Source organism: Paraburkholderia sabiae (assembly GCF_030412785.1).
Classification (GTDB): Bacteria; Pseudomonadota; Gammaproteobacteria; order Burkholderiales; family Burkholderiaceae; genus Paraburkholderia; species Paraburkholderia sabiae.
The window spans coordinates 2,158,485-2,183,006 of the sequence record NZ_CP125296.1; the positions used below are offsets into that span (position 1 = coordinate 2,158,485).

24 protein-coding genes and 1 pseudogene are annotated in these 24,522 nt (G+C 60.1%); 13 read left to right on the plus strand and 12 right to left on the minus strand.

Going from position 1 to position 24,522, the window contains the following annotated elements; all coding sequences use genetic code 11:
* Positions 1 to 242 precede the first annotated feature (242 nt).
* The 3 genes from QEN71_RS39120 to QEN71_RS39130 all read left to right on the plus strand — a co-directional run bounded on the left by QEN71_RS39120 (position 243) and on the right by QEN71_RS39130 (position 1,632).
* Complete coding sequence (locus QEN71_RS39120; RefSeq protein ID WP_201649620.1) at positions 243 to 527, plus strand: hypothetical protein; 285 nt, start codon at positions 243 to 245, stop codon at positions 525 to 527.
* Positions 528 to 1,078: 551 nt separating this feature from the next.
* On the plus strand, positions 1,079 to 1,300 hold the full coding sequence (locus QEN71_RS39125) for a hypothetical protein (RefSeq protein WP_201649721.1): 222 nt from the start codon (positions 1,079 to 1,081) through the stop codon (positions 1,298 to 1,300).
* The gene (locus QEN71_RS39130) at positions 1,264 to 1,632 is read left to right on the plus strand and encodes a hypothetical protein (RefSeq protein WP_233471757.1); all 369 of its coding nucleotides are present in this window, start codon (positions 1,264 to 1,266) and stop codon (positions 1,630 to 1,632) included. The genes QEN71_RS39125 and QEN71_RS39130 overlap by 37 nt, the downstream gene beginning before the upstream one ends.
* A 111-nt stretch (positions 1,633 to 1,743) precedes the next feature.
* Here the strand turns inward: QEN71_RS39130 and rpsU are convergent, their stop codons facing one another.
* From rpsU to QEN71_RS39150, 4 genes are all read right to left on the minus strand, one after another.
* Entirely contained in the window at positions 1,744 to 1,956 is a 213-nt protein-coding gene (gene rpsU, locus QEN71_RS39135; RefSeq protein ID WP_201649619.1) for a 30S ribosomal protein S21, read from the minus strand.
* A gap of 432 nt (positions 1,957 to 2,388) precedes the next feature.
* The gene (locus QEN71_RS39140) at positions 2,389 to 2,613 is read right to left on the minus strand and encodes a hypothetical protein (protein WP_201649719.1); all 225 of its coding nucleotides are present in this window, start codon (positions 2,611 to 2,613) and stop codon (positions 2,389 to 2,391) included.
* Between the two features lie 278 nt (positions 2,614 to 2,891).
* Positions 2,892 to 3,095, minus strand: coding sequence for a cold-shock protein (locus QEN71_RS39145; protein WP_027797648.1), 204 nt, complete (start codon positions 3,093 to 3,095; stop codon positions 2,892 to 2,894).
* 296 nt (positions 3,096 to 3,391) lie between these two features.
* Positions 3,392 to 4,435: a YncE family protein gene (locus tag QEN71_RS39150; RefSeq protein WP_201649618.1), complete on the minus strand. Its 1,044-nt coding sequence runs from the start codon at positions 4,433 to 4,435 to the stop codon at positions 3,392 to 3,394.
* Positions 4,436 to 4,729: 294 nt separating this feature from the next.
* On the opposite strand from QEN71_RS39150, the gene QEN71_RS39155 reads away from it, so the two are divergent.
* Positions 4,730 to 5,572, plus strand: a complete 843-nt coding sequence (locus tag QEN71_RS39155) for an endo alpha-1,4 polygalactosaminidase (RefSeq protein ID WP_233471756.1) — start codon at positions 4,730 to 4,732, stop codon at positions 5,570 to 5,572.
* 43 nt (positions 5,573 to 5,615) lie between these two features.
* Here QEN71_RS39155 and pdxR read toward each other — a convergent pair whose 3' ends face one another.
* A complete protein-coding gene (pdxR, locus tag QEN71_RS39160) occupies positions 5,616 to 7,025 on the minus strand; it encodes a MocR-like pyridoxine biosynthesis transcription factor PdxR (protein WP_201649617.1) in 1,410 nt (469 codons plus the stop codon).
* Between the two features lie 178 nt (positions 7,026 to 7,203).
* Here pdxR and QEN71_RS39165 point away from each other — a divergent pair, with 178 nt between their 5' ends.
* From QEN71_RS39165 to QEN71_RS39205, 9 genes are all read left to right on the plus strand, one after another.
* The gene (locus tag QEN71_RS39165) at positions 7,204 to 7,854 is read left to right on the plus strand and encodes an FMN-dependent NADH-azoreductase (RefSeq protein ID WP_201649616.1); all 651 of its coding nucleotides are present in this window, start codon (positions 7,204 to 7,206) and stop codon (positions 7,852 to 7,854) included.
* An 18-nt stretch (positions 7,855 to 7,872) separates the two neighbouring features.
* Positions 7,873 to 8,157 carry a DUF3331 domain-containing protein gene (locus QEN71_RS39170; protein ID WP_201649615.1) on the plus strand — a complete coding sequence of 95 codons (285 nt, stop codon included), beginning with the start codon at positions 7,873 to 7,875 and terminating at the stop codon, positions 8,155 to 8,157.
* Between the two features lie 13 nt (positions 8,158 to 8,170).
* A complete protein-coding gene (locus tag QEN71_RS39175) occupies positions 8,171 to 8,881 on the plus strand; it encodes an SDR family NAD(P)-dependent oxidoreductase (RefSeq protein WP_201649614.1) in 711 nt (236 codons plus the stop codon).
* 65 nt (positions 8,882 to 8,946) lie between these two features.
* Positions 8,947 to 9,903 carry an AraC family transcriptional regulator gene (locus QEN71_RS39180; protein ID WP_201649613.1) on the plus strand — a complete coding sequence of 319 codons (957 nt, stop codon included), beginning with the start codon at positions 8,947 to 8,949 and terminating at the stop codon, positions 9,901 to 9,903.
* A gap of 186 nt (positions 9,904 to 10,089) precedes the next feature.
* The gene (locus QEN71_RS39185) at positions 10,090 to 10,725 is read left to right on the plus strand and encodes a nitroreductase family protein (protein WP_201649612.1); all 636 of its coding nucleotides are present in this window, start codon (positions 10,090 to 10,092) and stop codon (positions 10,723 to 10,725) included.
* 130 nt (positions 10,726 to 10,855) lie between these two features.
* Positions 10,856 to 11,401 carry a carboxymuconolactone decarboxylase family protein gene (locus tag QEN71_RS39190; RefSeq protein ID WP_201649611.1) on the plus strand — a complete coding sequence of 182 codons (546 nt, stop codon included), beginning with the start codon at positions 10,856 to 10,858 and terminating at the stop codon, positions 11,399 to 11,401.
* Positions 11,402 to 11,524: 123 nt separating this feature from the next.
* A complete protein-coding gene (locus QEN71_RS39195; RefSeq protein ID WP_201649610.1) occupies positions 11,525 to 12,220 on the plus strand; it encodes a glutathione S-transferase N-terminal domain-containing protein in 696 nt (231 codons plus the stop codon).
* A 61-nt stretch (positions 12,221 to 12,281) separates the two neighbouring features.
* On the plus strand, positions 12,282 to 12,701 hold the full coding sequence (locus QEN71_RS39200) for a cupin domain-containing protein (protein ID WP_201649609.1): 420 nt from the start codon (positions 12,282 to 12,284) through the stop codon (positions 12,699 to 12,701).
* A 39-nt stretch (positions 12,702 to 12,740) separates the two neighbouring features.
* Positions 12,741 to 13,196 carry a DUF3788 domain-containing protein gene (locus QEN71_RS39205; RefSeq protein WP_201649608.1) on the plus strand — a complete coding sequence of 152 codons (456 nt, stop codon included), beginning with the start codon at positions 12,741 to 12,743 and terminating at the stop codon, positions 13,194 to 13,196.
* A gap of 187 nt (positions 13,197 to 13,383) precedes the next feature.
* On the opposite strand, the gene QEN71_RS39210 is transcribed toward QEN71_RS39205, so the two are convergent.
* The 7 genes and pseudogenes from QEN71_RS39210 to QEN71_RS39240 all read right to left on the minus strand — a co-directional run bounded on the left by QEN71_RS39210 (position 13,384) and on the right by QEN71_RS39240 (position 24,516).
* Positions 13,384 to 14,031, minus strand: coding sequence for a hypothetical protein (locus tag QEN71_RS39210; RefSeq protein ID WP_201649607.1), 648 nt, complete (start codon positions 14,029 to 14,031; stop codon positions 13,384 to 13,386).
* Between the two features lie 12 nt (positions 14,032 to 14,043).
* Entirely contained in the window at positions 14,044 to 16,422 is a 2,379-nt protein-coding gene (locus QEN71_RS39215) for a hypothetical protein (RefSeq protein ID WP_201649606.1), read from the minus strand.
* A gap of 87 nt (positions 16,423 to 16,509) precedes the next feature.
* Positions 16,510 to 18,990: pseudogene (locus QEN71_RS39220) on the minus strand (type VI secretion system Vgr family protein); the annotation flags it as partial.
* 194 nt (positions 18,991 to 19,184) lie between these two features.
* On the minus strand, positions 19,185 to 20,027 hold the full coding sequence (locus tag QEN71_RS39225; protein WP_201649604.1) for an IclR family transcriptional regulator: 843 nt from the start codon (positions 20,025 to 20,027) through the stop codon (positions 19,185 to 19,187).
* A 67-nt stretch (positions 20,028 to 20,094) separates the two neighbouring features.
* Positions 20,095 to 21,636: an AMP-binding protein gene (locus QEN71_RS39230; RefSeq protein ID WP_201649603.1), complete on the minus strand. Its 1,542-nt coding sequence runs from the start codon at positions 21,634 to 21,636 to the stop codon at positions 20,095 to 20,097.
* 27 nt (positions 21,637 to 21,663) lie between these two features.
* Positions 21,664 to 23,445, minus strand: a complete 1,782-nt coding sequence (locus tag QEN71_RS39235) for an ABC transporter permease subunit (RefSeq protein ID WP_201649602.1) — start codon at positions 23,443 to 23,445, stop codon at positions 21,664 to 21,666.
* 9 nt (positions 23,446 to 23,454) lie between these two features.
* Entirely contained in the window at positions 23,455 to 24,516 is a 1,062-nt protein-coding gene (locus tag QEN71_RS39240) for an ABC transporter ATP-binding protein (protein WP_201649601.1), read from the minus strand.
* Positions 24,517 to 24,522 lie beyond the last annotated feature (6 nt).

The window sequence follows — 24,522 nt, forward strand, 5'->3', positions numbered from 1 at the left end:
TGTGGAAACAGCGGCTGCGAGATATTGTCAGCGCTCGAAGTTTTTCGCCACGCGAGTCCACATTGCGCGTAGTATGAATTCCATCGCCTGATGCTCGCGCGTTCCTGGGAACACCCGATTCATTCGGCTTGGTTGCGCTGCGGAGGCGAGCCGGGTTCATCACAGGGACGTTAGCGTCCTGCATACGGTTGCCGTCGGCCTCCTTCATCCTGCCGCATTCGCGCGGCGACACGGAGGTATCTGTGGCAGACAGTTTCCATCTGTACAAGGGACTCGAAGTCTATCCGCTTGTGTACCCGCACGTGGCCACGCGCCCCGGTTTTGCTCACGACTATGGGCAGGGCTTCGACGCGGCGGTCCGTATCAGGGAGCCCCATAGCGACAGCGCCAAGGCTCGAAGCCGTGTCTTCCGGCTGCCCGGCGAAAGGCCGTTCATGAGCACAGGCGAGGCGAGACGTGCGTCGACGGCCTATGCGGAGCTGCTGATCGATGCCAACGAGTCCGGCAACATCTGGGATGCTCAATAACAGCTTGTCGTCAACGGCTGCGAGCCTCGCTGTCCGGACAAGCACTTCATCATGCGCGACTGCGGACGTATCCCGTAACCGCGCGCTGCAACCGGTATTTGCCCCGGGGATTAGACACATCCTCGCGCAAACCTTTGGTCGATTCGTTATCTGGCCGGAAATCAAGGCCTGACGCCGGTTTTCCAAAGGCTCCCTTCGAACTACTGATGTCCTGAGGCTGCATGCCTGAACTGGAAGATCTGATCTCGCAGCATCGCAATCTGGAGACCGAGATAGCATCCCGGGAACGTGAACTGAGCACGTGCCGACTGTTAATCGACGAACGGATGACGCTGGGCACAGAAACCGTGCCGAAAAATGACTCGCTCAGTTTCCTCGAAGCGCAGTTGCGCGAGTGTCGGCACCGCCGCGAGCGGCTGCAAGCGGCAATAGTGCGCAAGGCAGCCACGCGCTTCGTCCGCAGCGAATCGCGGCTGTCCACGACACGGAGCCGAGTCCCGTGTCCAACACGCAAATCCGTCGTCCCACGCGGAAAGGGAAAGGAGAAGCAGATGCATGCTGGCGCATTTCACATCGATTCCACGCCGCGTCGGGCTGACGGGGAATATATCGCTCACGCGAGGATCAGTCGCACCGACGACGATGGGCGCGAGTATGACGTTCATCTGAGCGGCGATCTGGCCGGCTTCAACGAGCGCGAGGACGCCATGAAGTTTGCCGCGGACTGGGCAGACGAATGGCTGACCAGACATTGCGCGGTAAAGACCAGCTAACGCTTTCCGCCCTTCAGCGGCTTGTCAAAATGCTAACTACCGAAGCGCTCGTGACGCTGGCCAGATATCTCGCACTCTCGCTCGATACGGGCGGTAGCGTCATCATGATGCAGAAATGCGATGACCTGTGCGCGGTGTACATCGGGGATGCGAAAAAGGACCAGGGACACTGGAACTACCATGGTGCAATTTCGTCGCCACTCGCCGGCGATATTCTCGATTTGACCCGGTCGGGCCCGAATCGGGTCGAAATTGACGGGCATAAATACCGATTCATTCGAAGCGCGACCCACTTCGAAGACAGAGGAGCAACCGTCTTTTCTCCTCGCTAAAAGGCGAACGGGCTAGAACAAGCATGACGCTCACGGCATCATGATGTGCGAACGCCGGTCTTTTGTTCGCGAGCGGCACATATGCGAACTCAACCGGCGCCCTGACCCCGATCAGTAGCGCTTCTTCGGCGGCAACGACCGTTTGATCTGCTTGCGCAGGCGTGCCACTGCAGCCGCCTTTTTGCGCTTACGTTCTGTGGTCGGTTTTTCATAGGCTGTCCGGGAACGAAGTTCCGGAATCAGGCCTGTGCGCTCGATCGCACGACGGAAACGGCGCAACGCAACTTCTACGGGCTCGTCGGGTTTCAGAATTACAGTAGTCACTATTTCCCCAGGTTGAGATCCGCCAGCAATGGCGAATCGTGATGTGGATGTGCAAGCAGCGTCGTGGCGCAGTGGTCGCGTATCGCCCTGTCATTGACCGCGAAATGCGGCTCCCTGCGTTGCGGCACTGCTTTGCTCATCCTTATGTCGGAATTGATTCGCGTACGGGGCCGCCCTCGCGTCCCTGAAGTCATGAACATCGCCAGGTACGGGCGACGGATTAGCTACGCGAGGGAATTGGTCGGACGCGACGGCTCGCATTACCGAACGGTCCGGCGAACACTGTTATCGCTGGACTATCAATCAAAGGAAGATTCGCGACTAACCAACACGGGTCTTTTCGGTGCTGTGCGAAGCGAACTATTCCTGCATTGTAACCGAAGCCCGCTATCTACCCGCCACGATAGGCGGGACGAGAAGGAAGCGATGTCTTCAACCGCGCGTGTCGACCCAGTTGCGTGCCCACTCGGTCGAGTGCTGCAACGCTTGCTCTTCGCTCTTGAAGTAATCGAGCGAATAGAAGCAGTATCGGCCGTCGGCGCGCTCACCGTCGATGAGTTCGAGCAACAGGTTGGATGAAAAGCTGCCATCGGGCAAACGATGCGCCGAGGATTGGACGGCATAGCCGTTGTAATGTTGAATTTGCTTGTTGTGCATTTTAATTTTAATGATATTTTGGCGCGCACATGCCGTGCGAAGAGTGCACGGGCGCGCTGATTCAAAGCCATTCGAGCCGAATTCTTCAGCAATCGAAAAGCGAAAAAGGGCGTTGAAGCCTGAGGGGGAGAATGAGATGCAACGAGGCGTATGGCGCCGGCACGCTGCTGAATAAACAGATGCCAATCAGGAATGATCGCGCCAACTGAGGGAGACGAAGCTCCGCGAGGGTGTCGCTGCAACCCGGCATCCATCGCAGGAGGCCGGGCTCTTCAACTTTACAGCGGCTTGATGTTAGCCGCTTGCAGTCCCTTCGGGCCCTGCTTCGTTTCGAAGCTCACCTTCTGGTTTTCAGCCAGCGTCTTGAAGCCTTCGCTCCTGATTTCGGAGAAGTGAGCGAACAGGTCGTCACCGCCCTTGTCCGGGGTGATGAAGCCAAAGCCTTTGCTGTCGTTGAACCACTTAACGGTACCGGTTTCCATGAAGAATCCTTGAGGAAAAAATACGAAAATTTGCTCGGTGAAAGAGCGCGTGAAGCTTCAAGGAGGGAGTGGACAACGAATACCGCGGAGGAGCGATCAATTGATGAACAGCAATCGAACTTCTTGAACTTCGGAGCGAACAGTACGCGTCGGATGGACCAGCGTCAACACTTATCTTGTAACTTTTTCACCAGGCCGCCCGCTCTGCATGCGAAGGCGATGCGGCCCTACGTTGCTGTGGCCCCTTGTCATCCATCCAACGCCTCGCTATGCACGATGGTTGCCTGGCGCGAATCTCACCTCGGCGCCATCACCCGGAGCACCGGACGGCCATCGACATTCTTGAGCGGAAAGTAGGCACGATGCGTCGATGGGTCGACGGCAACCACATGTGCGTTGGGACCGACGCTGCCTTCACCCCTCTTCGATACGCTCGACGTGCCGATCTCGAACATCGAGACGATTCCTGCTTCCCCTGCGACATACAGCGTGTTCGATCCGGAATCGAATGCCAGCACATCGGGGGCATCGCCGACGTCGAACGACTGAACGACCTGCCTCTTGAGCAGGTTCACTTCCAGAAGCTTCGCGTTGTCTTCGCAGGCGATGAATGCGAGGTGGTATTGCGGAACGACATAGAGACCGTGATTGCCCTTTGCGCCCGGCAAATCGATCTGCGCGACGATCGCATCGTTCGCAGGGTCGATCTCGACGAGCTTTCTTCGCGACTGCGCGTTGACGAAGATATGCCGCGACGCGGCGTCGTACTGCGTGTTGCCGATCGTGCCGCCCACCTCGATCGTGCCCGTGCGACGGTTGGATTGCGTGTCGATCACGGTGACGGTCCCGCCCGTCTCATCCGATACATAGAGCTTTCTGGTCTCGGGTGCGTAAGCCATGCCATCCGGATACACCCCGCCCGGCATGCGAGCGGTGATTTTCAGCGTGTTCTCGTCGATGGCGACGACTTCGTTCGTGCCTGTCGCCGACGCGTACACACGCGAGAGTCCTGGCACGACGAGCACACCATGCACTTCGGAGACGTTGCCGATGCGCCCAACGACGCGCGACGCTTGCGTGTCGTACACGATGACTTCGCTGTCGCCCAGATGCGCGATAAACAGCAGATGCCGGTCGGGATCAAAACTTTCATAGTCGAGCCGCGTCGCGCGGCCGGGTAACGGAATGTCGGCGACGTGCGTCAACGGCAATTCCGCGGCGGCGGACTTGGGGGCCGCATTCGTATCGTGGTGGACGACGAGTGCGGCAATCGCAAGACTCATGTGCATGACGAACATCGTCACAACGTGTCGCCGATCGATGCGGATGCGCTTGTTCATGATGAGTCGTGGAATGAAAACACGCTATACGCCTCTGCTACAGCAAGCTTCCTGCCTGAAATGAAGCGGCATGTCACTTCTATATGCAATGCGTTCGCAAATCCGTTTGCAACGTAACAAACCAATGCGATCATCCCGGCCACTCGCTTTGACGTCGGAAGCTCGCACAGTGTCATCGAAAAGACACGCCATGTGCCGACACATCAATCAGCCCGTGAGAAAGGAAATCATTTGCTAATCAGGAAATCGGGTTGGACTGCGAAGCAGTCGTCGTTTGTATCGGCAGCGTTGTTGTTGACCTTTGCAGCTTTGATTCAGGGCTGCGGCGGTTCAGGTTCGGATGGCTCGACAGAGGCAAGCGCATCGGCGACGGGCACGACCGCAACAACCACGCCCGCGACGGTTTCCAATGCGGCTCAATGGAAGCCGGTCGCGTCGGACACATGGCAATGGCAGCTTCGTGGAACGATCAACACATCGTATGCTGTGGCCATCTACGACATCGATCTTTTCGATGTCGATGCGTCCGCCATCGCAGCGCTGAAGCGCGCGGGACATAAGGTAGTGTGCTATTTTTCCGCGGGCAGTTCGGAAGACTGGCGCCCCGATTACGCGACGTTTCGTGCAGCGGATATGGGTAACGCGCTGTCGGGATGGACGGGCGAAAAGTGGCTCGACGTGCGGTCTTCAAATGTCCGCGCGGTGATGTCCAACCGACTCGACCTCGCTGTTTCGAAGGGTTGCGACGGAGTGGAACCTGACAACGTCGACGGGTACGTGAATTCGACGGGTTTTCCGTTGACTGCACAAGACCAGATCGACTTCAACACATTCATCGCGCAACAGGCGCATGTCAGAAACCTGGCCGTCGCGCTCAAGAACGACGTCGACCAGATCGCCGCGCTTGAGCATTCATTCGATTTCGCAGTCAACGAACAGTGTCACGAGAAAAGCGAGTGCGGTGACTATTTCATGTTCACGTCCGATAACAAGCCGGTACTGAATGCCGAGTATGCGAGTCAATATCACGACCCCGCGGCACAAGCTGCTTTGTGTCAGGCGTCGCGCAACGCAAACCTCCGCACGTTAGTGCTCGCAGCCGGACTCGACGACAGCTATCGATTCTCTTGCGACTGACTGGCAGCAGCGACAATCCTCAACTGACGCCCAATCTGCGTCATCACCGATACCGATCAATGATCTCGAACAATCGCTGACACGATGTGGCGAGGTGCTGTTCAGGCGCCGTAGCAACCCCGAGCAAAAGACCACTCAAAGTCCAGGACGGATTCGCGAACCACACCGACAACGGCGATGGCGCTATGCCGACGGTCATCGCTTCACGAACGATCCGCACGTCGGGTGCAGCGTCGGGAAGTCGGAGAAGTACAGCGAGGCCAGCGTTCACCCACTCCGCGTCGCGCATTCGCAACTGCTCGCAGAGCGCGTCACGCTGGGCGGAATATATACGCTTGAGCCGACGCACGCGCCGGATGAAATGGCCGTCACGCATGAATTGAGCCGTGGCGAGTTGAATGACGGGCGATGGCGCGGGAGCAAGCGTTGCGGCGACCTCGGCGAATGCGTTGGCCAGTTCGGTTGGCGCCACGACGAATCCAAGCCGCAGCGCCGGACTAACAGTCTTGCTGAAAGAACCAATGTGGATGACCCGTTTGCCCTCACCCAACGACGCCATGGCAGGTGCCGGCCTGCCTTCCAGTTGTAGCTCGCCGAGGTAATCGTCTTCGATGATCCAGGCATCGTTCGAAGCTGCCCACTCGAGCAGTTGAAGACGTCGCCTCAACGACAGAGTCGAGCCCAGCGGCGCCTGTTGACCCGGCGTCAGGACAGCTAACGCAGCGTCCGGGGCCTTCTCGATACCGTAGTCGACATCGATACCGTCCGCATCCACCGGTATCGGCACGATGTTCAAACGAGCGAGCTCCAGTCCTTTCCGCGTGACCATGAAACCGGGCTCTTCCATCCAGACCTTCTTGCCGTCCAGACCTAACACTCGCAATGCCAGGCCCAAGCCGGAACTGTATCCCGCAGTGACGAACACCTGCTCAGGATGGCAGTGGAAATTTCTGGCGATGGAGAGATTGCCCGCGATCTCTCGGCGCAATTCGAACTCACCCCTTGGATCGGGATAGAGCAGCGACGATAAACTTCCCGTTTTCAGCAGATTGGAAGAGCGCGCCCGTGAAAAGAGATTCTCCGGTAGCCCTTCGAACGCCGGAATGCCCAGCTGAAAGATCGCCGGCCCGGCGTTCATCTCCTCATACGCCCGCATGAACGCTCCGAGCCGCGGCGCTTTGGGTTGCGTCGCCACCACGCGGAGCCGCGGGGCCACACGCGTGCCCCCTGCGCCGAATGTTTCGATCATCTGTGCGTCGGACAACCGTTCATATGCCGCTTGAACCGTTCCGCGCGCCACGCCGAGTTGCGCGGCCAGGTCCTGCCACGAGGGCAACCGGGTGCCGGAAGCGAGCACGCCTGTCTCTATGGCCCGACTGATGCTCTCGCGAATCTGCTCCGCCAGGGAAAGCTTCGCTGTCCGGTCGAGCTGAATCTGCAGGTCCGAGTTCATGTTCTTGGTACACACAAAAGTGGGTGATCTTGGTTCTTCTGTTCGCACCATCGATGGTACAGAATAATCGCACCATCGTTGATATAAACGTAAGGCCAACGCTGAGCTGGCTGGCCATGATCGTTCGAACTCGATGCCGCCACTGCCTCTGTGAAGTGATGCGGCCGGAGAAAGAGGAATGAATATCCTGCATATCGATTGCAGCCCGCGACGCGAGTCGCATAGTCGACAGCTGTCGGCCGCGATCGTCGCGAAGCTTCTCACAATCCTCCCCGACGCGCATATTCATCGCCGGGACTTGGGATATGAACCGATACCTCATGCCGGAGCCGACTATGCCGACGCGCTGTCGACGCCCGCGTCGCTCGCCGCGGCTGGGCGGTCTGCCGACGCGGTGCTTCTGGCCGAGCAACTCATAGAAGAGGTCGAGCGCTCCGATGTCATCGTCATCGGAACGCCGATGAACAACTTCACGGTCCCGTCCGTGCTGAAGGCATGGATCGATCAGATCCTCCGTGTCGGCCGCACGATGCAGTCGACACCGAGCGGCAAGGTCGGCATGCTTCGGGACCGTCCTGTGTTCGTCGGGATCGCTTCGGGTGGTGTGTTCACGGGCGATCGAGCCAATCAGCCCGATTTTCTGACGCCCTATCTTCGCGCTGCACTCGGCTGCATCGGTCTCGATACGATCCATTATCTGCCGTTGCAGGGCACAGCCTTCATCGATGATGCTCGTGCAGCCGAACTTCGTCGCTCGCTCATCGCGATGATCGAACCGGCGATGATAAAGACTACTACCTTAAAGAAGGATCCGATACCAACCAGTTGATACGAGCGATGCCCGACCATGCAAAACGAACGTTCGCCCTTGCACATCTCGATCGTGGAAAAGCTGTCGTCGACGACGATCAGCATCCGCTGGAGCGATCCCTGTCTGGGTCATTACGCGAATCAGCTATGGGGCATCGGTCTCGCGCGCGCGGATGCTGTCTGCGTGCTGTCCGGCAAGCCGATACGTCGCGGGGATTCGGTATTTCGTCCGCGCGTCTATCGATCGCAAGTGCCCGTCAATCGTCATCGGATGATTCTCGCTTCCGCAGTGTCGGGCTTTCTCCCGCGACCATCACGTTAAAAGGTATTAAGGTATGAGCACGTCACGAAAGGTTGTCGCCGTTACGGGCGCGTCGCGCGGTATCGGTGCAGCGATCGTTCGCGCATTTCGCGAGCTCGACTATGCCGTCGTCGCAACATCACGTTTGATCGAACCATCGGACGACGCGAACGTGCTGACGGTACCGGGCGATATCGGCGATCCCGCTATTGCGCAGCGCGTCATCGCCGAAGGCATCGCGCGATTCGGCCGGATCGACACGCTGGTGAACAACGCGGGCATTTACATCGGAAAGCCGTTCACCGAACACACGTCCGAAGACTTCGCTGCCGTGATGAACGTGAATATGAGCGGCTTCTTTTACATCACGCAACTCGCCATCGCCGAAATGGAAAAGCATTCGAGCGGCCACGTGGTCAGCGTGACCGCCAGCATCGCCGACACAGCTTACAGCGGCGTATATTCGGTACTGGCGGCGTTGACCAAGGGCGGTCTGAACGCCGCTACAAAATCGCTCGCCATCGAGTACGCGCGAAAGGGCATTCGCGTGAATGCTGTTGCGCCCGGAATCATCAGATCACCGATGCACGCCCCGGAGACTCATGACGCACTCGGTGCATTTAATCCGCTGGGACGCATCGGCGAGATGAGCGATATCGCGGACGCGATTCTCTTTCTGGATTCCGCGCCGTTCATCACGGGAGAAATCCTGCACGTCGACGGCGGGCAAAGTGCCGGCCGCTGAGCGGGCTGGCGCAATAGCCTGATCACATTTTCGATGTTTCCTGTGCCGAGGCCTAACGGAGAGCTATGTCACAAGTCGACTGGCTGAGTCACCTGCTGCAAATGATCACCGTCACTGGCCGGCTGGAGGTCCGTTGCACCTACGGCGCGCCATGGCGTGTGGCGTGGGCGGAGTCGGCAGCGAACGAGATTCCCTACCACGTCGTGCTGAAGGGACGGGCGATCGTCGAGAGTCCGGAGACAGGGACGGCGAGAGAACTGGTGGGCGGCGACATCGTGCTGATGCCACAGGGATCGGCGCACATTCTGCACGACGGCAGCGGACGCGCCCCTAAACCCACTCACGAACGCGAGAGTTCTGCTGGATTGACGCTCAGCGAGAACGATGGAAAGGGCGAACATCTGGACATGTTGTGCGGGCGATTTTTCATCGAGCCGCCTCATGACCGGCTGATTCGTCATTACCTCCCCACGAATCTGGTCGTACGAACGATGGAGGGCGATGGTGAGGCCGGCATAAGGTCCGCTTCGAATCGACTCGCCAGTTTTGTGGGGCTGATGCGCGACGAGTCCACGGGCGACAGGATGGGCGGATACGCGATCCTCAACGCGCTCAGTTCGGCGCTGTTCACCCTCGTGCTGCGCGAGGCGAGCGAATCCGAACGGGCCCCGGCTGGCTTGCTGGCGCTCGCCGGACATCCACGCCTCGCTCCCGCCATTTCAGCCATGTTTTCCGAGCCGGCCCGGTCCTGGAGTCTGCCCGATCTGGCCGGCTTGTGCAGCATGTCGCGCGCCACTTTCATGCGGCACTTCCAGGACACGCTCGGGCGCTCGGCCATCGACCTGCTGACCGATATCCGCATGAGCCTCGCTGCAAACGAGCTGAAGAAGTCGACGGTGAGCACCGAGGCGGTCGCCGAATTGGTCGGCTACCAGTCCGTGTCGTCATTCCGACGCCTGTTTTTCGACCGGATCGGCATGACGCCCGGTGAATGGCGCCGTATGGCGCGCAACGGCCAGTGATAGCCGCGAACTCCTGCGTCGCATCGTCTGCGTTCACTTGATCCTTTTGGATAGTTTATTGAGCAAATGCAGTCGTGAAATTGCTTTCGTGTGAGCCTAAATTAGAGGCTCCCGATCACCTGATGAAGACCGCGCACCGAAAGCACCCGTGCATCACCATCTCTCTCCGCACCCATAGGAATCAGCATGAACAATGGAACGACCATGACCAATGCAGTCATCGAATGTATCCTGAGCCGCAGCGCCGCCAAGTATTACGATCCCGCCGCGACCCTGAGCGACGATCAGATCCGCGAGCTGGTGCGGATCGGCACCAGCGCGCCCACGTCCTTCCACTTGCAGAACTGGCGCTTCATCGCCGTTCGCACGCCTGAAGCAAAGGCACGGCTGAGCCCGATCGCCTGGAACCAGCCCGCAGTCACCGATGCGGCAGTTACCTTCATCGTATGCGGCCAGCTGGTCGATACGAGCGTCATTCCGGAACGCCTGGATCCGCTGGTGAAAGCGGGCGTCATGCCGGCCGCGATGGTGGCGGAATGGGAAAACCCCGCACGCGATCTGTACATGGCATATCCGCAGCGCCGTCGCGACGAGGCTGTCCGCACCGCTACCTTCGGCGCAGCCGCGATGATCTATGCAGCCCGCTCGCTCGGCCTGGGTTCGACGCCGATGATCGGTTTCGATGCCGACGCGGTGCACCGCGAGTTCGGCCTGGCCGCCGACGAAGTGCCCGTGCTGCTGCTGTCCATCGGAGCGGAGCGAGCAGGAAACTGGGCGCAGAAGCCGCGCCGTCCCGTGACTGATGTGTTGGCGCTCGTATAAGTGCGTCACGCACTCTCCGATTTGAAGACCTGACCAGTTCCGACCCGGGGCCAGGCACGAAGTAAGTCGAGGGAACGGTTCACACATGAACTCTCCCAACCAGTGAAACGAGTAACTTATAGAGACTGAAATGACTAGGACTACTATCTTAAAGCAGGACCAGGTACCGAACGATTCGAAGCCGACGCTCGATGCGTTCACCAAAAATATCGGATTCACGCCGAACATGATGGCCGCATTCGCGCAGAGCCCGATTGCGTTCAACGCATGGGCAAACCTGCTCGGCTCGCTGAGCAAGGCTCTCGACGTGAAGACGCGCGACAGCATCGGCCTGGTCGTTTCCGAAGTGAACGGTTGCAACTACTGCCTGACGGTTCACAGCTTTACGGCTGAGCACATGGCGAAGTTGCCGGCCGATGAAATCGTTCTCGCCCGGAAGGGCCGCGCGACCGATTCGAAGCGCGACGCAGCCGTCCAGTTCGCGCGCAAAGTCATCGAAACACGCGGTCAGGTCAGTGACGCCGATCTGAACGCCGTTCGCGAAGCGGGCTACACGGATGCCAACGTGATGGAGATCGTCGCGTTGGTGGCCATGTATTCCCTGACGAACTTCTTCAACAACGTGTTCGATCCCGAGAAGGACTTTCCGGCTGTTGCGCCGGCCGGATCGATCTGAACGCTATTCAGTCAGGAGCGATGTGATCCGTTTGCCTGGGCGCGAAGGCCCCGGCGCGGATCCAGGCGAAAGAGTCGGCCATGCGCCGTTCATGGCTGACTCTGCCCGCTCAACAGGAACACCATGACACTCGATCATCCAGTCTTCACGCGCTGGCCGGCGCAGTATCCCGATCGGCTCCAGCTCTTTTCCTTGCCGACGCCCAATGGCGTGAAGGTCGGCATCATGCTTGAGGAGACGGGCCTGGCGTACGAGGCGCACCGTATCGACATCCTGGCGAACGAGAACCACGACCCAGCGTTTCTCGCGCTCAACCCCAATGGCAAGATTCCAGCGATCTTCGATCCCGACGGTCCGGGCGGACGGCCGCTTGCGTTGTTCGAATCGGGAGCGATCCTGCTCTATCTCGCGGACAAGACGGGGCGGCTGCTTTCCGCCGAACCCAACACGCGATACGAAACGATCCAGTGGCTGATGTGGCAGATGGGCGGTGTCGGGCCGATGTTCGGTCAGGTTGGCTTCTTCAACAAGTTCGCCGGCAAAGCTTATGAAGACAAGCGTCCGCTCGACCGCTACGTAAGCGAATCGGCGCGGCTGCTCGGTGTGCTCGACGAACGGCTCGCGGGCCGCGACTGGGTGATGGGCGCCGACTACAGCATCGCCGATATCTCACTGCTCGGCTGGGTGCGCAACCTGATCGGCTTTTACGAAGCGCGCGAACTCGTCGGCTTCGACCGCTTCGCGAACGTCCAGCGCTGGTTCGACCGTGGTCTCGCACGTCCGGCGGTGCAGCGCGGATTGGCAGTGACGGCGGCCTGAAGTCAGGCCGGCATCAAACACGTATGAGCAACGACTAGCAGGCACTCAGAAGGAGAAGTCCATGAAGATCCGAACCATCATCGCTGCCAGTTACGTGGCACTCGCCATCGTGACGACCGGCTCCGCTTCAGCCCACGAAGGCGAAGGGCAAACTGTCACGAAGAACTTCGATGCGGTCATTCCCAATATCCCCGGCAAGTCGCTGATTGCGGTGGAAGTCGATTACGCGCCGGGTGCGGCCTCTCCACCCCATGCCCATGCGAAGTCGGCCTTCATTTACGCGTATGTGGTCAAGGGTGCGATCGAGTCGAAGGTGAATGACGGTGAGACGCGCATCTATCGGGCAGGCGAGAGTTGGTCCGAACCGCCGGGCGCTATCCATTCGATCAGCCGCAACGCAAGCAAGACCGAATCGGCGAAGCTGATTGCGGTGTTCGTCGTCGATAGCGATGACAAAGCGTTGACCACGCCGATCAAATAGCCGGAATCGGCTGGCCGTTAAGACGAAGAGGAAAGCAACATGACACAGTCCGTCGAGATCGGCGACAGAATCGCCGACAAATCTTCTCAACCTGATGAGCGCATCGTCCGCGACTGGATGGGGCCGGAGGCGTTTGAACATTGGGTCGAATTGCGCAGCTGGATCGACGCATCCTACCCCGGTGTTTTCGAGCCAGATTGGCTATATGGCGGCAAGAAACGCGGCTGGTCGCTGCGCTACAAGAAGACCAAGGCCTTCTGCACGCTGCTGCCGGCATACAGGCTGTTTTCGGTTCTGGTGGTCTTGGGGCGAGTCGAGCGAGAGAAGTTCGAGGCGCGGCGCTATTCCTGGAGTCCGCAGTTGGTCAAGCTCTACGATGAAGCGCACGCATATCCTGATGGGAAATGGCTGACTGTGCCGATCTTGTCTGAGGATGATCGGCTTGAGGTGAAGGAGTTGATGAGCATGAAGCGCCCTGCGCTTTCAGGCGGTTGAATGTAGAAGCGCACTGTCATTGCCAGTCGCAACTGCCTGTGTCGGTCACAGCGCCTGATTTCAATCCGAACGCAGTTTTCTTGCCGCTTTTCTTGTTGATATACACCATCGAAGGGATCATCGCCCCCGTCCTTGTTCGGCGAGTCCCCGGATCTCACGTACGTTTCGCTGGCAAACCGCAGTTCGCTCAATCGATTTTCGTCGGCGATACGCATTTGAACGCGTCAGCGGGCAAGTTCAAGTGCTTGATGACCTCGCCTGCGCTTGCTTCGTCCATATGCGCCGTCTTCGCCGCTTTCGTCAGACTCAGCGACGCCTGAGGTGCAAAACAAAACGATCTATTCGAAGCGTCGTAAGCGAGCACGCGCCATGCCGTGGTCTTAGGCTTGCTTCCGTAGATTGTCGGATAGACCACCAGCGGGGACGCGGCCTGGTCGAGCGTGATGACGAGCGGACGACCGAATCCGACACACTGATCGTCCCGCGTCTCACCAAGCGGCACGTGAGAGAACTGCACCGGCGTCAGGTAGTCGGTATCAGCCTTGTAAATCAGCACATCGCACTGGCCCGACTGCAGCGGATGCTTGTCCGCATTGCCGTTGAGGACGGGCAATAGCCATGCCGTATCCGTGCCGGACCTGAACGAAACGATGTCGCCCGTGGCGACATTGAACGCTTGATCGCCACCGCGATTGGTGTACAGGACGCTGATCGACTGTTCAATCAGGTCCGTAATTTCCAGCTTGTCGTGTTTGACAAGCGGCCCGTCGGCCCACGCTGCCGTGACGGTTGTCGCAAGAAAAGCAGCAGCAAGCAACGCAAATCGAAAGTTCATACGCGGGTTTCGTTAAGGACGTTGAGGTGTGTAGTCTACCGTCACGGCAGTCGTCACGTTACCGTGATGCGGACTGAATGTCGCGGTTTGCGCAGTGTCCACGTCGTCGCCGAGGAAACGCGCGATGTAGTGCGCATAGCCCTGACGCTCAAAGAAGCCGAATCCACCGCCGTTGACGAGCACGGATACGCGTCCGATCGATTGCTCCGAGATACCGCGATCGCAGACGCTGTTGATGTCGTACGCGTGGTCGTGATGCTTTGACACCCAGTAGAATCCGCCACTGTCTGCCGCATTGTACGGATTGGTCGCGACGATGTCCGGGTCGTAGCGCGGGTACCACTGCTTCTCAGTGCCACCATTGGCCGGATCGGCCCAATAGTGCCGCGACGTGCGTGTGATGCGCTCGTCCACATAGGTGCCCGACACATTGTCGGGCAGTGCGTGTGACGTGCGGAAATCCCTGTAATCGTCGTAATTGCCCGCCCATGTGAGTTGCATCGCGCCGCGACCGTAAAAGGCCTGGTAGTACTCCATCGTCCGCGTCGGCCAGTTGCCCCTGCTGTTTCTGTGACCACGACCGAGTTCCTGCATCGTCGCCATCCGCGCCGTTTCGATGAAGACTTGTGCGAGGAAATGCGTTTGCCGGACCGGCGTGACGACGCCGTACTTGCGAAACGCCTGATTGAACGTCGTGACATGTGGCGTCCAGCGCGACACGGCGTTGCTCCATGAGATGTTCACGCGGTCGTGACGCGCAGGCATTCCCGCATACGAGACGCGCGGCAGCAACTGCGCCACTTCATCGAGCGAGCGCCAGCCGCAGCGGCGCATGTGCTGAATGAAACCGAACGGATGGAAGTGCCACACGTTGGGATCGGTGAGCCCGGTATTCGACCAGTCAGCAGACTGCGACCAGAACTGAAGCTGACGGAAGAACGCGAGCTGGCGATTGTAATCGTCATCCTTGCCGTAGAACGGGCCGTCGATGCCGGGGCCAAGTCCGTCCTTCTGCTTCAGGCGCGCATAGCGCTGCTCGTTGTCGGCGCCATCCCATTCCGTATGAAAGCGGCACACGAGACGACGCAACCGTTCACGTATCGCGGCGTTTTCAGGTGCCGCGATAAATGTCGCAAAGTCTTGTTTCGCGGCATCACCGGTGTCGCCGGACTTGACCGCGGACCCGAGCAATGCAGTCAGGGCAGGCACATCGCAGACACCGTCGGTCGAGAACGCGCTGTCCGACTCCTCGATTCTTTGCCAGCCTAACCAGGAGGGGAAATCGGCATCCGAGAGTTTGCTGATGCTATCGGATGCAAGATCGATGTAGCCCCGTCTGCCCGCATCGAAAGTGATGAGCGCATGTAGATGCTTCTCCGTCGCAGCGAGATGGGCCTTGTCCGGGCCAATTGCGCGACCGAAGCGGAGAATCTCGTAGCCGGCGCTCGGACAACTCCGATACAGCTGTTTCGCAAGCGGAAATAGCGCATATTCGAAGTCCGCATCGACGACGCCCTGTGCATCCGTCAGCAGCGTGGGCGCGAGCGCTTCACCGTTGTCGCGCCACACTGTCGTGCGTTTGCTGCCGCGCCGCCAGCCGATCCGTACGAAAAGGCGTGCGGGAGTCGTCCCATCGACACCAGTGGGAAACACATGCCCGGCGATCTTGTGATGCGAGTCGGTGTGCGGTGCCGACGCGACAACCGCCGTGCCAGCGGGAATCACAAAGTAGCTGTCGCCCCAAACGCCCGCTTTGCCATCCGTCGTACCTGTCGATGCAGCGCTGCCGCTTTGGTTGGCCGGAAAAAAAGCATCGAGATCGGCGGGCGTCGTGAAGATCTCGAAATGGATCATCCGCTTGCCCCCGGCACTGATGCCCGGAAACCCGAGCACACTCTTGCGATAGATCTTTGTTTTGCCATCCACCTTGATGCTCTGCGCACTGGCGCCGTTACCGCTCGCACTGTTCAAGGGCTCGGGACGCGTAATGCCGTTGCGGCCTTCGGCCTGCACATCGGCGTCGTTCATCAAATGCATGTACAGCGAATAGAACACGACTTTGTTGCCGCCGTCGCCCGAATCGGCCTCCGCCGTTTCGGTTTCGTGGCGTAGCAGCACAAAGCTGTTGTCGACACCCGCTTCAGGAGCGACGCCTTCGGGCGCGACTTTCGCCGACGCGAGCCGATACGCGACAAGTGTGCCGTCCGCGATTGCCCGTACCGGCTCGCGGCCGCCAGGGTCCATCAGGTGAATGCCACCGTGCCACGCGGACTGCAAGCTGGCCGGATAGATGCCAGAGTCAAGCATCTCGAGATTGAGGATACGCGTTTCCCAGGCATCATCGCTTTCGGAAGCCTGCCTGACAGGTAGGAATGGATAGCTGATCAGCATGCAGATGGATCGTGGTGGAACGTCGAGCGCACGACAGGCTTATTCGGAGAAAGGCCAGTGCGCCGTGAGTTGCGAACGCGGGAAGTCGGGATACGCGTATGGCATCTGGGTGGGACCGTTGAACGCGTGCTGCGCACCCTTCACGTCGATTTTCCCAGGCGCGTGTATCTCGATGTTGCCGCCCTTGATACGAATATAGGCACCGCCTGAAGTCAGAAGTATTTCCTGCTTTGCGGCGCCTTCGATGTTCTCTGTCGCAGCAATCAGCTTAAGGGTCTTCTGCGCGGTCAGTTCAATATTGTCGTCGTGCGCCTGAATCTCCACCTTACCCTTGCCTGCGAACAGCTTCATACCCGCGTTCTGCACGAAAAGACTCAGCTTCTGCGCGACGCTCGCGATCATCGACTTACCCGTTGCAACATAGGTGCTTTGGCCACTGACGAGATTGATCTGTTCGTTGGCTGCAATATGGATTGATTGCTGCGTCGAGACTGCCAGTCCCGAGGGGCTGGCCATCAGCATCACGGGTTCGCTAAACGCATTCGCGTTGCCCGTGCCCCCGCCGGCCGTGTTGCCGCCGCTCGCATTCGCACCCTGCGCACTCGATTGCGTCGCACTCGCAAAGTCTTTCAGGGCATTCTGGCCGTCTCTGAGCGATTCGGCTTGATGTGTCTCGCTCGCCTGTGAGAGCGCGTCGAGTACGCTCGTCGCATTGGTGAGCTGCGTGTGAGCTTCGCTTACGTCGAGCTGCTGGCTCGCCGCGCTCTTCGCGTGGGTGCTGACGTAAATACCTTGACTCGCACGCACAGCACCGAACGCATCCGACTTCAGATCAAAGCCGCTGCCCAGATAACCGCCTCTTCCATTTCCATTCTGAGCAATCAGATAACCCAGATGGAGATACGAATTTGCGCTGCTGCTATATAGCTGCACACGGTTCTGCCCGGTCGCATCGTCCATGACCAGTTGGTTGTAACCAGTACCCGCGAACTCCTTCGACCGATAGCCCGAGAGCAAACCGTTCGAATGCCACTGCGGCTTTGTCGCGCCGTTGTAAACCCGGGCAACCACGATCGGCCGATCACAATCGCCATCGACGTAATCGACAAGGACTTCTTCGCCAACACGCGGAAGATGCACGCCGCCATATCCGCCGCCCGCATCCGACTGCGCAACACGCAGCCAGCACGAAGCCCGTTCGTCTCCACTATTGAGCCGATCCCAGACGAAGCGCACCTTGATGCGATTCAGCTCGTCGGTATAGACCTCTTCATTCTGTGGGCCGACGACAATCGCTGTTTCGAGTTGCACGTCCGGCTTCTCATGTTCGAACGGACTGCGATAGGGCACCGTCGTACGCTGGGCCTCGATATCGACGCGATAGAACCCGTCCGATCCATTGCCTGAAACCTCGCCAGCCGAAGCCTCACCTTCATGCCGGGCACGCACTGCCGCTAACGTCGCCTGAAGGCTATGAGGAAATACGGGCGCATCGCTACTGACAGGCAGATTGTTCTCAATCGTCCACGCAGTCTCGATCACGGCAAACTCCCGCTGATCGGCTGCATCACCGTCGTGATCGGGATGCCCGCTTAGTGAGAAGCGCCGACCGGCGTCAATGCCACGCACGCCACCCACACCGTGAAAACGCTTCGCCCGCGACTCCCATTCCTCCATGCGGACGCGCGAGAGCTGATCGCCGCGATCCTGTTCTCCGAACGTATAAGCGCCCGTGTATTCATAGACCTCAGTCTGCGCGGGTATCGCGCCCTGCGAGGGCATCGTCGGGGTGCTGGTTCCCTTCGGGTTGAACGTGCTGGACGGGCTTTTGTAGTCGAACGTGCGCGTGGTCAGCAGCGCGCTTTGCAACGTGCGTGTGCCCGACCATTGCGTAAGCGCATCCGCCTCGCTGTTCGTTCCGGCACGGTAGAACTTCACCGTTTGCGGCGACATCGTTTTGAATGTCGACAGCGTGTCCGTGATCACCAGCGTGTGCGATTTCCCGTCCTCTGCCTGTTGCCAGAAACCATAAAGGCCTTCCGATTCCAGCAACCGATGCACGAAGCTCCAGTCGTACTCATCCTGCCGGCAATACGAACGTGTCGGCAATGGCGCGGACAGTGCAAACTGGAATCGCCCTTGAGCCTGAGGGTGGGCACTAAATACGTCACTGACGATTTCCTCGACGCTCACGTCCTGCCAGATGCGCTGATCGCGCCGGAACTTGAGAAAATGCATCCACGATGCAAAGCCGATCTGATAACTCGTCAGCGTGCTATCCGAACCGAGTCGACGCGCTGTATGGACAAAGCCGTTATGCGGCTGCCAGGACTTATCGGATTGCTGGATCCAGAGCGTAACGGATTGCGCGATCAGTTTCTTGAGTTCGATATTCGAAGACGTCGATACGACGTCCAATGTGAACTCGAAGTGCCGCCCAACGCGCGAACTGCCCACCACGCGCTGCGGCACGAGTACGTCGCTGCCGAGCGGCGTATCCAGCTTCAACAGCCTGTCGGACTGTGCAAGACCACCGGCAATGGCCGCGATAATATCCTGCGCCCCCATGACGCCTCTTTTTGTTCGTTACTAATTAACCCCGCGCGATTCTACAAGAATAAAACGAATAAACCATCCCGCGAATTTTAAAAGCCGATAGAAAAATTCATGTAAAAGCCTTTAATATGCGAATGGCATTTCGATAAAAGGAAATTTTACTTTTTCAGATTAAATCGGCAATTTCGACCGAAACACGACTAACGCTATTCAACCCGCCGCCGAGTCGAAATAGCCGAAGCCGTCGAAATAACCAGATCCGCAAAACGCCGCTCATCGCGGTCAGCATGCCAACGCGATCTCGCAACAGCAATATTCACCGCGCCAATCCCTCTGCCATGCGCATTGGTGATCGCCGCCGCCGTCGAAATATCGCTAACGAAGTACTCGTCTTCCGTATGCGCATACCCCTGCTTCCGGATCTGCGCGATGCGGTCTTTGATCTTGCGCGGCTGATACACGGTCGACGGCGTATAAGGCACGAGATTCGTGCGCGACAGGATGTCGTCGATTTCTCCGTCGGGCAGTGTCGCCAGGATGGCGAGCCCCGGCGCGGTGCAATACGCGGGCAGACGCGACCCCGTAATCACATGCGCGTTGAACACGTTGCGGCTCACGATCCGCAGCACGAACACGATGTCCGTGTCGTCGAGCACGGTGAGATTGGTGGCCTCCTCCGTCTCCGAGCCGAGTTGCTGAAGATAAGGCGTCGCACGACTCACGAGTTCGTTGGACGTCAGATAGTGATAGGTGAAGTCAAGCAGCCTGGGCGACAGCTCGTACTTGCGGCTGTCGGCATCCTTGAACAGATAGCCGAGCGCCGCGAGCGTGAATGTGAAGCGCTGCGTCGCGCTCAGGTCGAAACCCGTGAGCGACGAGATCTCGGACAGCGACAACTGACGCTTGCTGCCGTCGAACGCGGTGAGCACTTTCATCGCCTTTTCGACGGACTGCACGTACAGCGAAGAGGCAGTCGGATCCGCCGCCTCGGCCTGCGGCTTCGTCGCTGGGCTCTTACGCTTGCGCGGAACTTTAGGCGCGTCGGTCATCACATGTTCATCTTGTCGATTGTTGGCGAATTATCGCATGACCCTAAAGCGGTATCGAACAGCGATATCACACCCGAGCCTTGCCCATCCGGTCCCAGGCGTCATCCACGCTGCGCGGCAGCAGATGCTTCTTGATGCGCTCGCTCGCCGTCAGTTCGAACCTTTCCACCGCGCGGTAATAGCGCGGCAACTGAAAACTGGCGAGCCGCTCGCGCGCCCATGCATGCATGGTTTCCCAGTCCACGGGCTCGCCCTTGAACTGCACGTTGAGCAGGATATCCTGCTCGCCGATCGCCGATGCCACGCCGATCGCCGCGCTGGCGTGTACGGCCGGATGCTCCGCAAAAATGCGCTCGATCTCCCACGCCGATACGTTCTCGCCGCGCACCCGCATGCTGTCCGTCTGCCGGCCGATGAAAAAGAAATCGCCGTCGGCATCGCGCCGCGCGCGGTCGCCCGTATGTAACTTGCCGTTGCGCAAAGCAGCTCGCGTCGCGTCGGGATTCTTCAGGTACGTCGGCAGAAACGTGCCCTCCACCTTGCTCGACAACACGATCTCGCCCGCTTCGCCGTCGTTCACAGGCTGGCCTTCGTCGTCGAGCAGTTCGACCTCGATCCACGGCAACGCGCGACCGATCGACCCCGGCTTGCCCGTCGCATTCGCCGTCGCGAAGCTCGAACATTCGGTCATGCCATAGCATTCCCGCAGGCGCACGTTGAGCCGCGCCTGCACCGCCATCCACGCCGAGGCGCTCACGCCCGCGCCCCATGCGACGCGCAGCGTGTGCGTGTCGGGCTGCGCGTCGGGCGGCAGTTGCATCAGGATATCGAGCACGCCGCCCAGATAATGCAACTGCGTCGCGCGGGCGCGCTGGATCTGCGGCCAGAACTGCGAGGCGGAGAAGCGCGGCACCGCATGTAAGGTCACGGCTTCGAGGAACGGCAGCAGCAACATCTGCGCACCGCCGATGTGACACAGCGGCTCCCACAGAAACAGCCGGTCGCCTTCGCGTACATCGGCGACGCGCAGCGCGGCTTCGCCCGCGATGCGCATCATCCGGTGCGTGAAGACGACGCCCTTCGGCGCGCCCGTCGTGCCCGACGTATAGATGATGCACAGCGGATCGTGCACGCCGATGTCCGGGCTCGTGAATGCGGCGTGCGCTTCCCGCGCATCGAACGCTGGGATGCGCACGCGCCGCGTCGCGGCGCAGTCGATCGCCGCGGTCACAGCGTCGAATTCGTCGTCGATGATGAGCAGTTTCGGCTCCGCGTGCTGCAGCAAGTACTCGAGGCCCGCCGCACGCAGCTTCGTGTTCACCGGCACCCAGACAAGCCCGCTGAGCACGAGCGCGTAGATCAGATGCACATGGTCTGCGCTGTTGCCGAGCATCACCGCGACGCGGTCGCCCGGCACGAGTCCTTCCTGCGCGAACCACCGCTGCAACTGCGCGACATGCCGCGCTATGTCATGGCAGGTGATCGCCTGATCGTCGAAGTGCGCAACCGTGCGCGACGGTGCACGGCGCAATCCCGCCGCGAGCAGTGGCACGCAGTCGAGTTCGTCGTCTGCATGTCGGTGAGCGAAGTATTCCGGATAGCGATGCATATCTGTACCGATTGAATAGCCCGGGATTCAGCGCGCGCGGCGCTTGAGCCAGGAAGACACCGTCACGACGAGCGCGATGAGAATGACCAGCGTCGTCGACACGGCGGCGAGCGTCGGCGTGATCGCGAGCTGGATGTCGTCCCACATCTGCTTCGGCAGCGTCGAATTGATGCCGCCGCTCACGAAGATCGCGATCGTCAGATCGTCGAAGGAAACGAGAAACGCGAACAGGAACGCCGCCGTGACGCTTGCCATCAGCAGCGGCAGCACGACGGACGTAATCCGCCGCAACGGCGACGCGCCCATCACGCGCGCTGCGTCGTCCAGCCGCCAGTCGAAGCGCTGGAAGCCCGCCGCGAGCGTGACGACCACATAAGGAATCGCGAGCACCGTATGCCCGACGATCAGGCCGAGATTCGTGCCCGTGAGTCCCAGGCGGCCGAACAGATACAGCAGCCCCACGGCGACGACGATGCGCGGCACGATCAGCGGCGCGACCAGCAGCGCGAACATCGGCTTGCTCGCGCGGCGCGGCATGCGCGTCATCGCAAGCGTCGCGCCGAAGCCGAGCAGCAGCGACAGCAATGCAGTGCCCAGACCGACTTCGAACGAGCGGATGATCGCGCTGCGCCACACGGGCGAATCCATGAAGGTGCCGAACCAGCGCATGCTGAAGAACTTCGGCGGGAACGCAATGTAGTCGCTCGACGTGAACGCATACGGAATCACCGACAGCACCGGCACCACGAGCAGCGCCATGATGACGCACGTATAGAGTCCGAGCGGGCTCGCGGCGCGCGCGCCCGTGTCCGCGAGCGCGTTGCGGCGCATCATGAACGGCGCGAAGACGCGGCCCGCCGTCATCAGCAGTGCGAGCCTGAATCCCTGTGCGCGCGAGCCGCGCGAACGCTCCGTCACTTCGCCCGTCAGCGACGTGAGACCGACCATGCGGTCATAGACGAAGAAGATGACGATCGAGCAGACCAGCAGCACTGTCGATAGCGCGCCGGCGAAGCGCATGTCGAAGAGTTCGAGGACGGACGAGATCACGAGCTGCGCGATCATCGTTTCTTTCGGCGAGCCGAGCAGCGCCGGCACGATAAAGAAGCCGAGGCTGGAGATGAACACGAGCAGCCCCGCCGCCGCCACGCCCGGCGAAGAGAGCGGCAGAAACACCGTGAAGAAGCTCGTGCTGCGTTCCGCGCCGAGCGTTTCCGCCGCCTGCGCGAGCCGGTCGTCGATGCCGCGCATTACGGGAAGCATCGTCATGACGGCGAGCGGCAGCATCGAATGCACCATGCCGATCAGCACGCCCGTCAGCGACGGTATCGTGCCGCTCGTCTCGTGCACGAGGCCGAGCGAGAGCGCGATCGTCGACAGCACGCCCGTCTTCGAAAGCAGCAGCATCCACGCGTACGTCTTGACGAGATAGCTGGTCCAGAACGGCAGCATGATCCACAGCAGCCAGCGTTCGCGCACGCGCTCCGACAGCCGGCTCAGCATGTACGCGACGGGATAGCCGAGCAGAATGGACAGCGCCGCCGTCAGGAACGAGATGGCGAAGGTGATCCACAGCACCTTCGCATAAACGGGTGTGCGCGCAATCCGTTCGAATTGCGCGAAGCCGATCTGGCCATCGGCGCTGACGAGTCCGCCTTGCAGTATCTCGCCGACGGGCACGATGAAGAACACCAGCAGGAACAGCAGCGTCGGCACGATCGGCAGAAAGCGCAGGCAGCGCGCGAGCACGACGGACCGGCCGCGTCGCGACGCTTCGTTTTCGCGTAGCGCATGAAGAGCGATGGTCATGGCGGTTCCTCAGGCGTGCAGCAACGTCGTGCGATGCGGGTCCCACGTGAGCCCCACCTTGTCGCCGATGCGCGGTGTCACGCCGCGCTCGCAGCGTACGGTCAGCTCGCTGCCGTCGCTCATCGAAAGCGACACGCGCGTGTCGCTGCCGAAGAACACGACATCCGCGATCGTGCCGTCGACGAAGCCGCTCTGCGGTTCGACGAGACGCGGCGCTTCGGGACGCAGAAGCAGCGTGTGACGCGTGGCAGGCGCGCCCGATGCGCCGAGCGGCAAGGGAATGCGGCCGCCCGCCGCAAGCAGGATCGGCTCGCCGGCGGCGCCGCGCTCAGCGTCGAGTTCGCCTTCGAGCAGATTCGAATGGCCGATGAAGCCCGCCGCAAAGCGTGTGGCGGGACGATCGTAAAGATCCGCTGGCGTGCCCACCTGCTCGATGCGCGCCTGGTTCATCAGGCAGATACGGTCGGAAAGCGTGAGCGCTTCGTCCTGATCGTGCGTCACGTAGACGAAGGTCGCGCCGAGTTCCTTGTGCAGGCGTCGGATTTCGGTCTGCATGTGTTCGCGCAGTTTCTTGTCGAGCGCGCCGAGCGGCTCGTCGAGCAGAATCACGGAAGGCCGGTACGCGAAGCAGCGCGCGAGCGCGATGCGCTGCTGCTGCCCGCCCGACAACTCCTTCGGAAAGCGCTTCGCGAACTCGGTCATGCGCACCATCGCGAGCGCGTCGTCCACGGCGGCACGCACTTCATCGCGCGATTTGCGGCGCATGCGCAGACCGTATGCGACGTTGTCCCACACACTCATGTGCGGAAACAGCGCATAGCTCTGGAACACCATGCCGATGCCACGCTTGCCCGGTTCGACATGCGTGACATCGCGCCCGTCGATTTCGATGCGCCCCGCGCTCGGCGCGACGAGCCCGGAGATCATCTGGAGCAAAGTTGTTTTGCCCGAACCCGAGGGACCGAGCAGCGTCAGGAATTCGCCCGCTTGCACGGCGAGGTCCGTCGGTTCCAGCGCGACCGAATCGCCATAACGCTTCGCGATGCCGATTGCCTCGAGTTTCGAGCTCATCGTCCG

What these genes read in the sequence shown, in the direction of transcription:
- QEN71_RS39125 (WP_201649721.1), top strand. Translation starts at nt 1,079, where the DNA reads ATGCATGCTGGCGCATTTCACATCGATTCCACGCCGCGTCGGGCTGAC.
- QEN71_RS39230 (WP_201649603.1), bottom strand. Translation starts at nt 21,636, where the DNA reads ATGCATCGCTATCCGGAATACTTCGCTCACCGACATGCAGACGACGAA.
- QEN71_RS39150 (WP_201649618.1), bottom strand. Translation starts at nt 4,435, where the DNA reads ATGAACAAGCGCATCCGCATCGATCGGCGACACGTTGTGACGATGTTC.
- QEN71_RS39200 (WP_201649609.1), top strand. Translation starts at nt 12,282, where the DNA reads ATGAAGATCCGAACCATCATCGCTGCCAGTTACGTGGCACTCGCCATC.
- QEN71_RS39235 (WP_201649602.1), bottom strand. Translation starts at nt 23,445, where the DNA reads ATGACCATCGCTCTTCATGCGCTACGCGAAAACGAAGCGTCGCGACGC.
- QEN71_RS39165 (WP_201649616.1), top strand. Translation starts at nt 7,204, where the DNA reads ATGAATATCCTGCATATCGATTGCAGCCCGCGACGCGAGTCGCATAGT.
- QEN71_RS39140 (WP_201649719.1), bottom strand. Translation starts at nt 2,613, where the DNA reads ATGCACAACAAGCAAATTCAACATTACAACGGCTATGCCGTCCAATCC.
- QEN71_RS39240 (WP_201649601.1), bottom strand. Translation starts at nt 24,516, where the DNA reads ATGAGCTCGAAACTCGAGGCAATCGGCATCGCGAAGCGTTATGGCGAT.
- QEN71_RS39215 (WP_201649606.1), bottom strand. Translation starts at nt 16,422, where the DNA reads ATGCTGATCAGCTATCCATTCCTACCTGTCAGGCAGGCTTCCGAAAGC.
- QEN71_RS39210 (WP_201649607.1), bottom strand. Translation starts at nt 14,031, where the DNA reads ATGAACTTTCGATTTGCGTTGCTTGCTGCTGCTTTTCTTGCGACAACC.
- QEN71_RS39195 (WP_201649610.1), top strand. Translation starts at nt 11,525, where the DNA reads ATGACACTCGATCATCCAGTCTTCACGCGCTGGCCGGCGCAGTATCCC.
- QEN71_RS39205 (WP_201649608.1), top strand. Translation starts at nt 12,741, where the DNA reads ATGACACAGTCCGTCGAGATCGGCGACAGAATCGCCGACAAATCTTCT.
- QEN71_RS39185 (WP_201649612.1), top strand. Translation starts at nt 10,090, where the DNA reads ATGAACAATGGAACGACCATGACCAATGCAGTCATCGAATGTATCCTG.
- pdxR (WP_201649617.1), bottom strand. Translation starts at nt 7,025, where the DNA reads ATGAACTCGGACCTGCAGATTCAGCTCGACCGGACAGCGAAGCTTTCC.
- QEN71_RS39170 (WP_201649615.1), top strand. Translation starts at nt 7,873, where the DNA reads ATGCAAAACGAACGTTCGCCCTTGCACATCTCGATCGTGGAAAAGCTG.
- QEN71_RS39180 (WP_201649613.1), top strand. Translation starts at nt 8,947, where the DNA reads ATGTCACAAGTCGACTGGCTGAGTCACCTGCTGCAAATGATCACCGTC.
- QEN71_RS39175 (WP_201649614.1), top strand. Translation starts at nt 8,171, where the DNA reads ATGAGCACGTCACGAAAGGTTGTCGCCGTTACGGGCGCGTCGCGCGGT.
- QEN71_RS39225 (WP_201649604.1), bottom strand. Translation starts at nt 20,027, where the DNA reads ATGACCGACGCGCCTAAAGTTCCGCGCAAGCGTAAGAGCCCAGCGACG.
- QEN71_RS39190 (WP_201649611.1), top strand. Translation starts at nt 10,856, where the DNA reads ATGACTAGGACTACTATCTTAAAGCAGGACCAGGTACCGAACGATTCG.
- QEN71_RS39130 (WP_233471757.1), top strand. Translation starts at nt 1,264, where the DNA reads ATGGCTGACCAGACATTGCGCGGTAAAGACCAGCTAACGCTTTCCGCC.
- QEN71_RS39145 (WP_027797648.1), bottom strand. Translation starts at nt 3,095, where the DNA reads ATGGAAACCGGTACCGTTAAGTGGTTCAACGACAGCAAAGGCTTTGGC.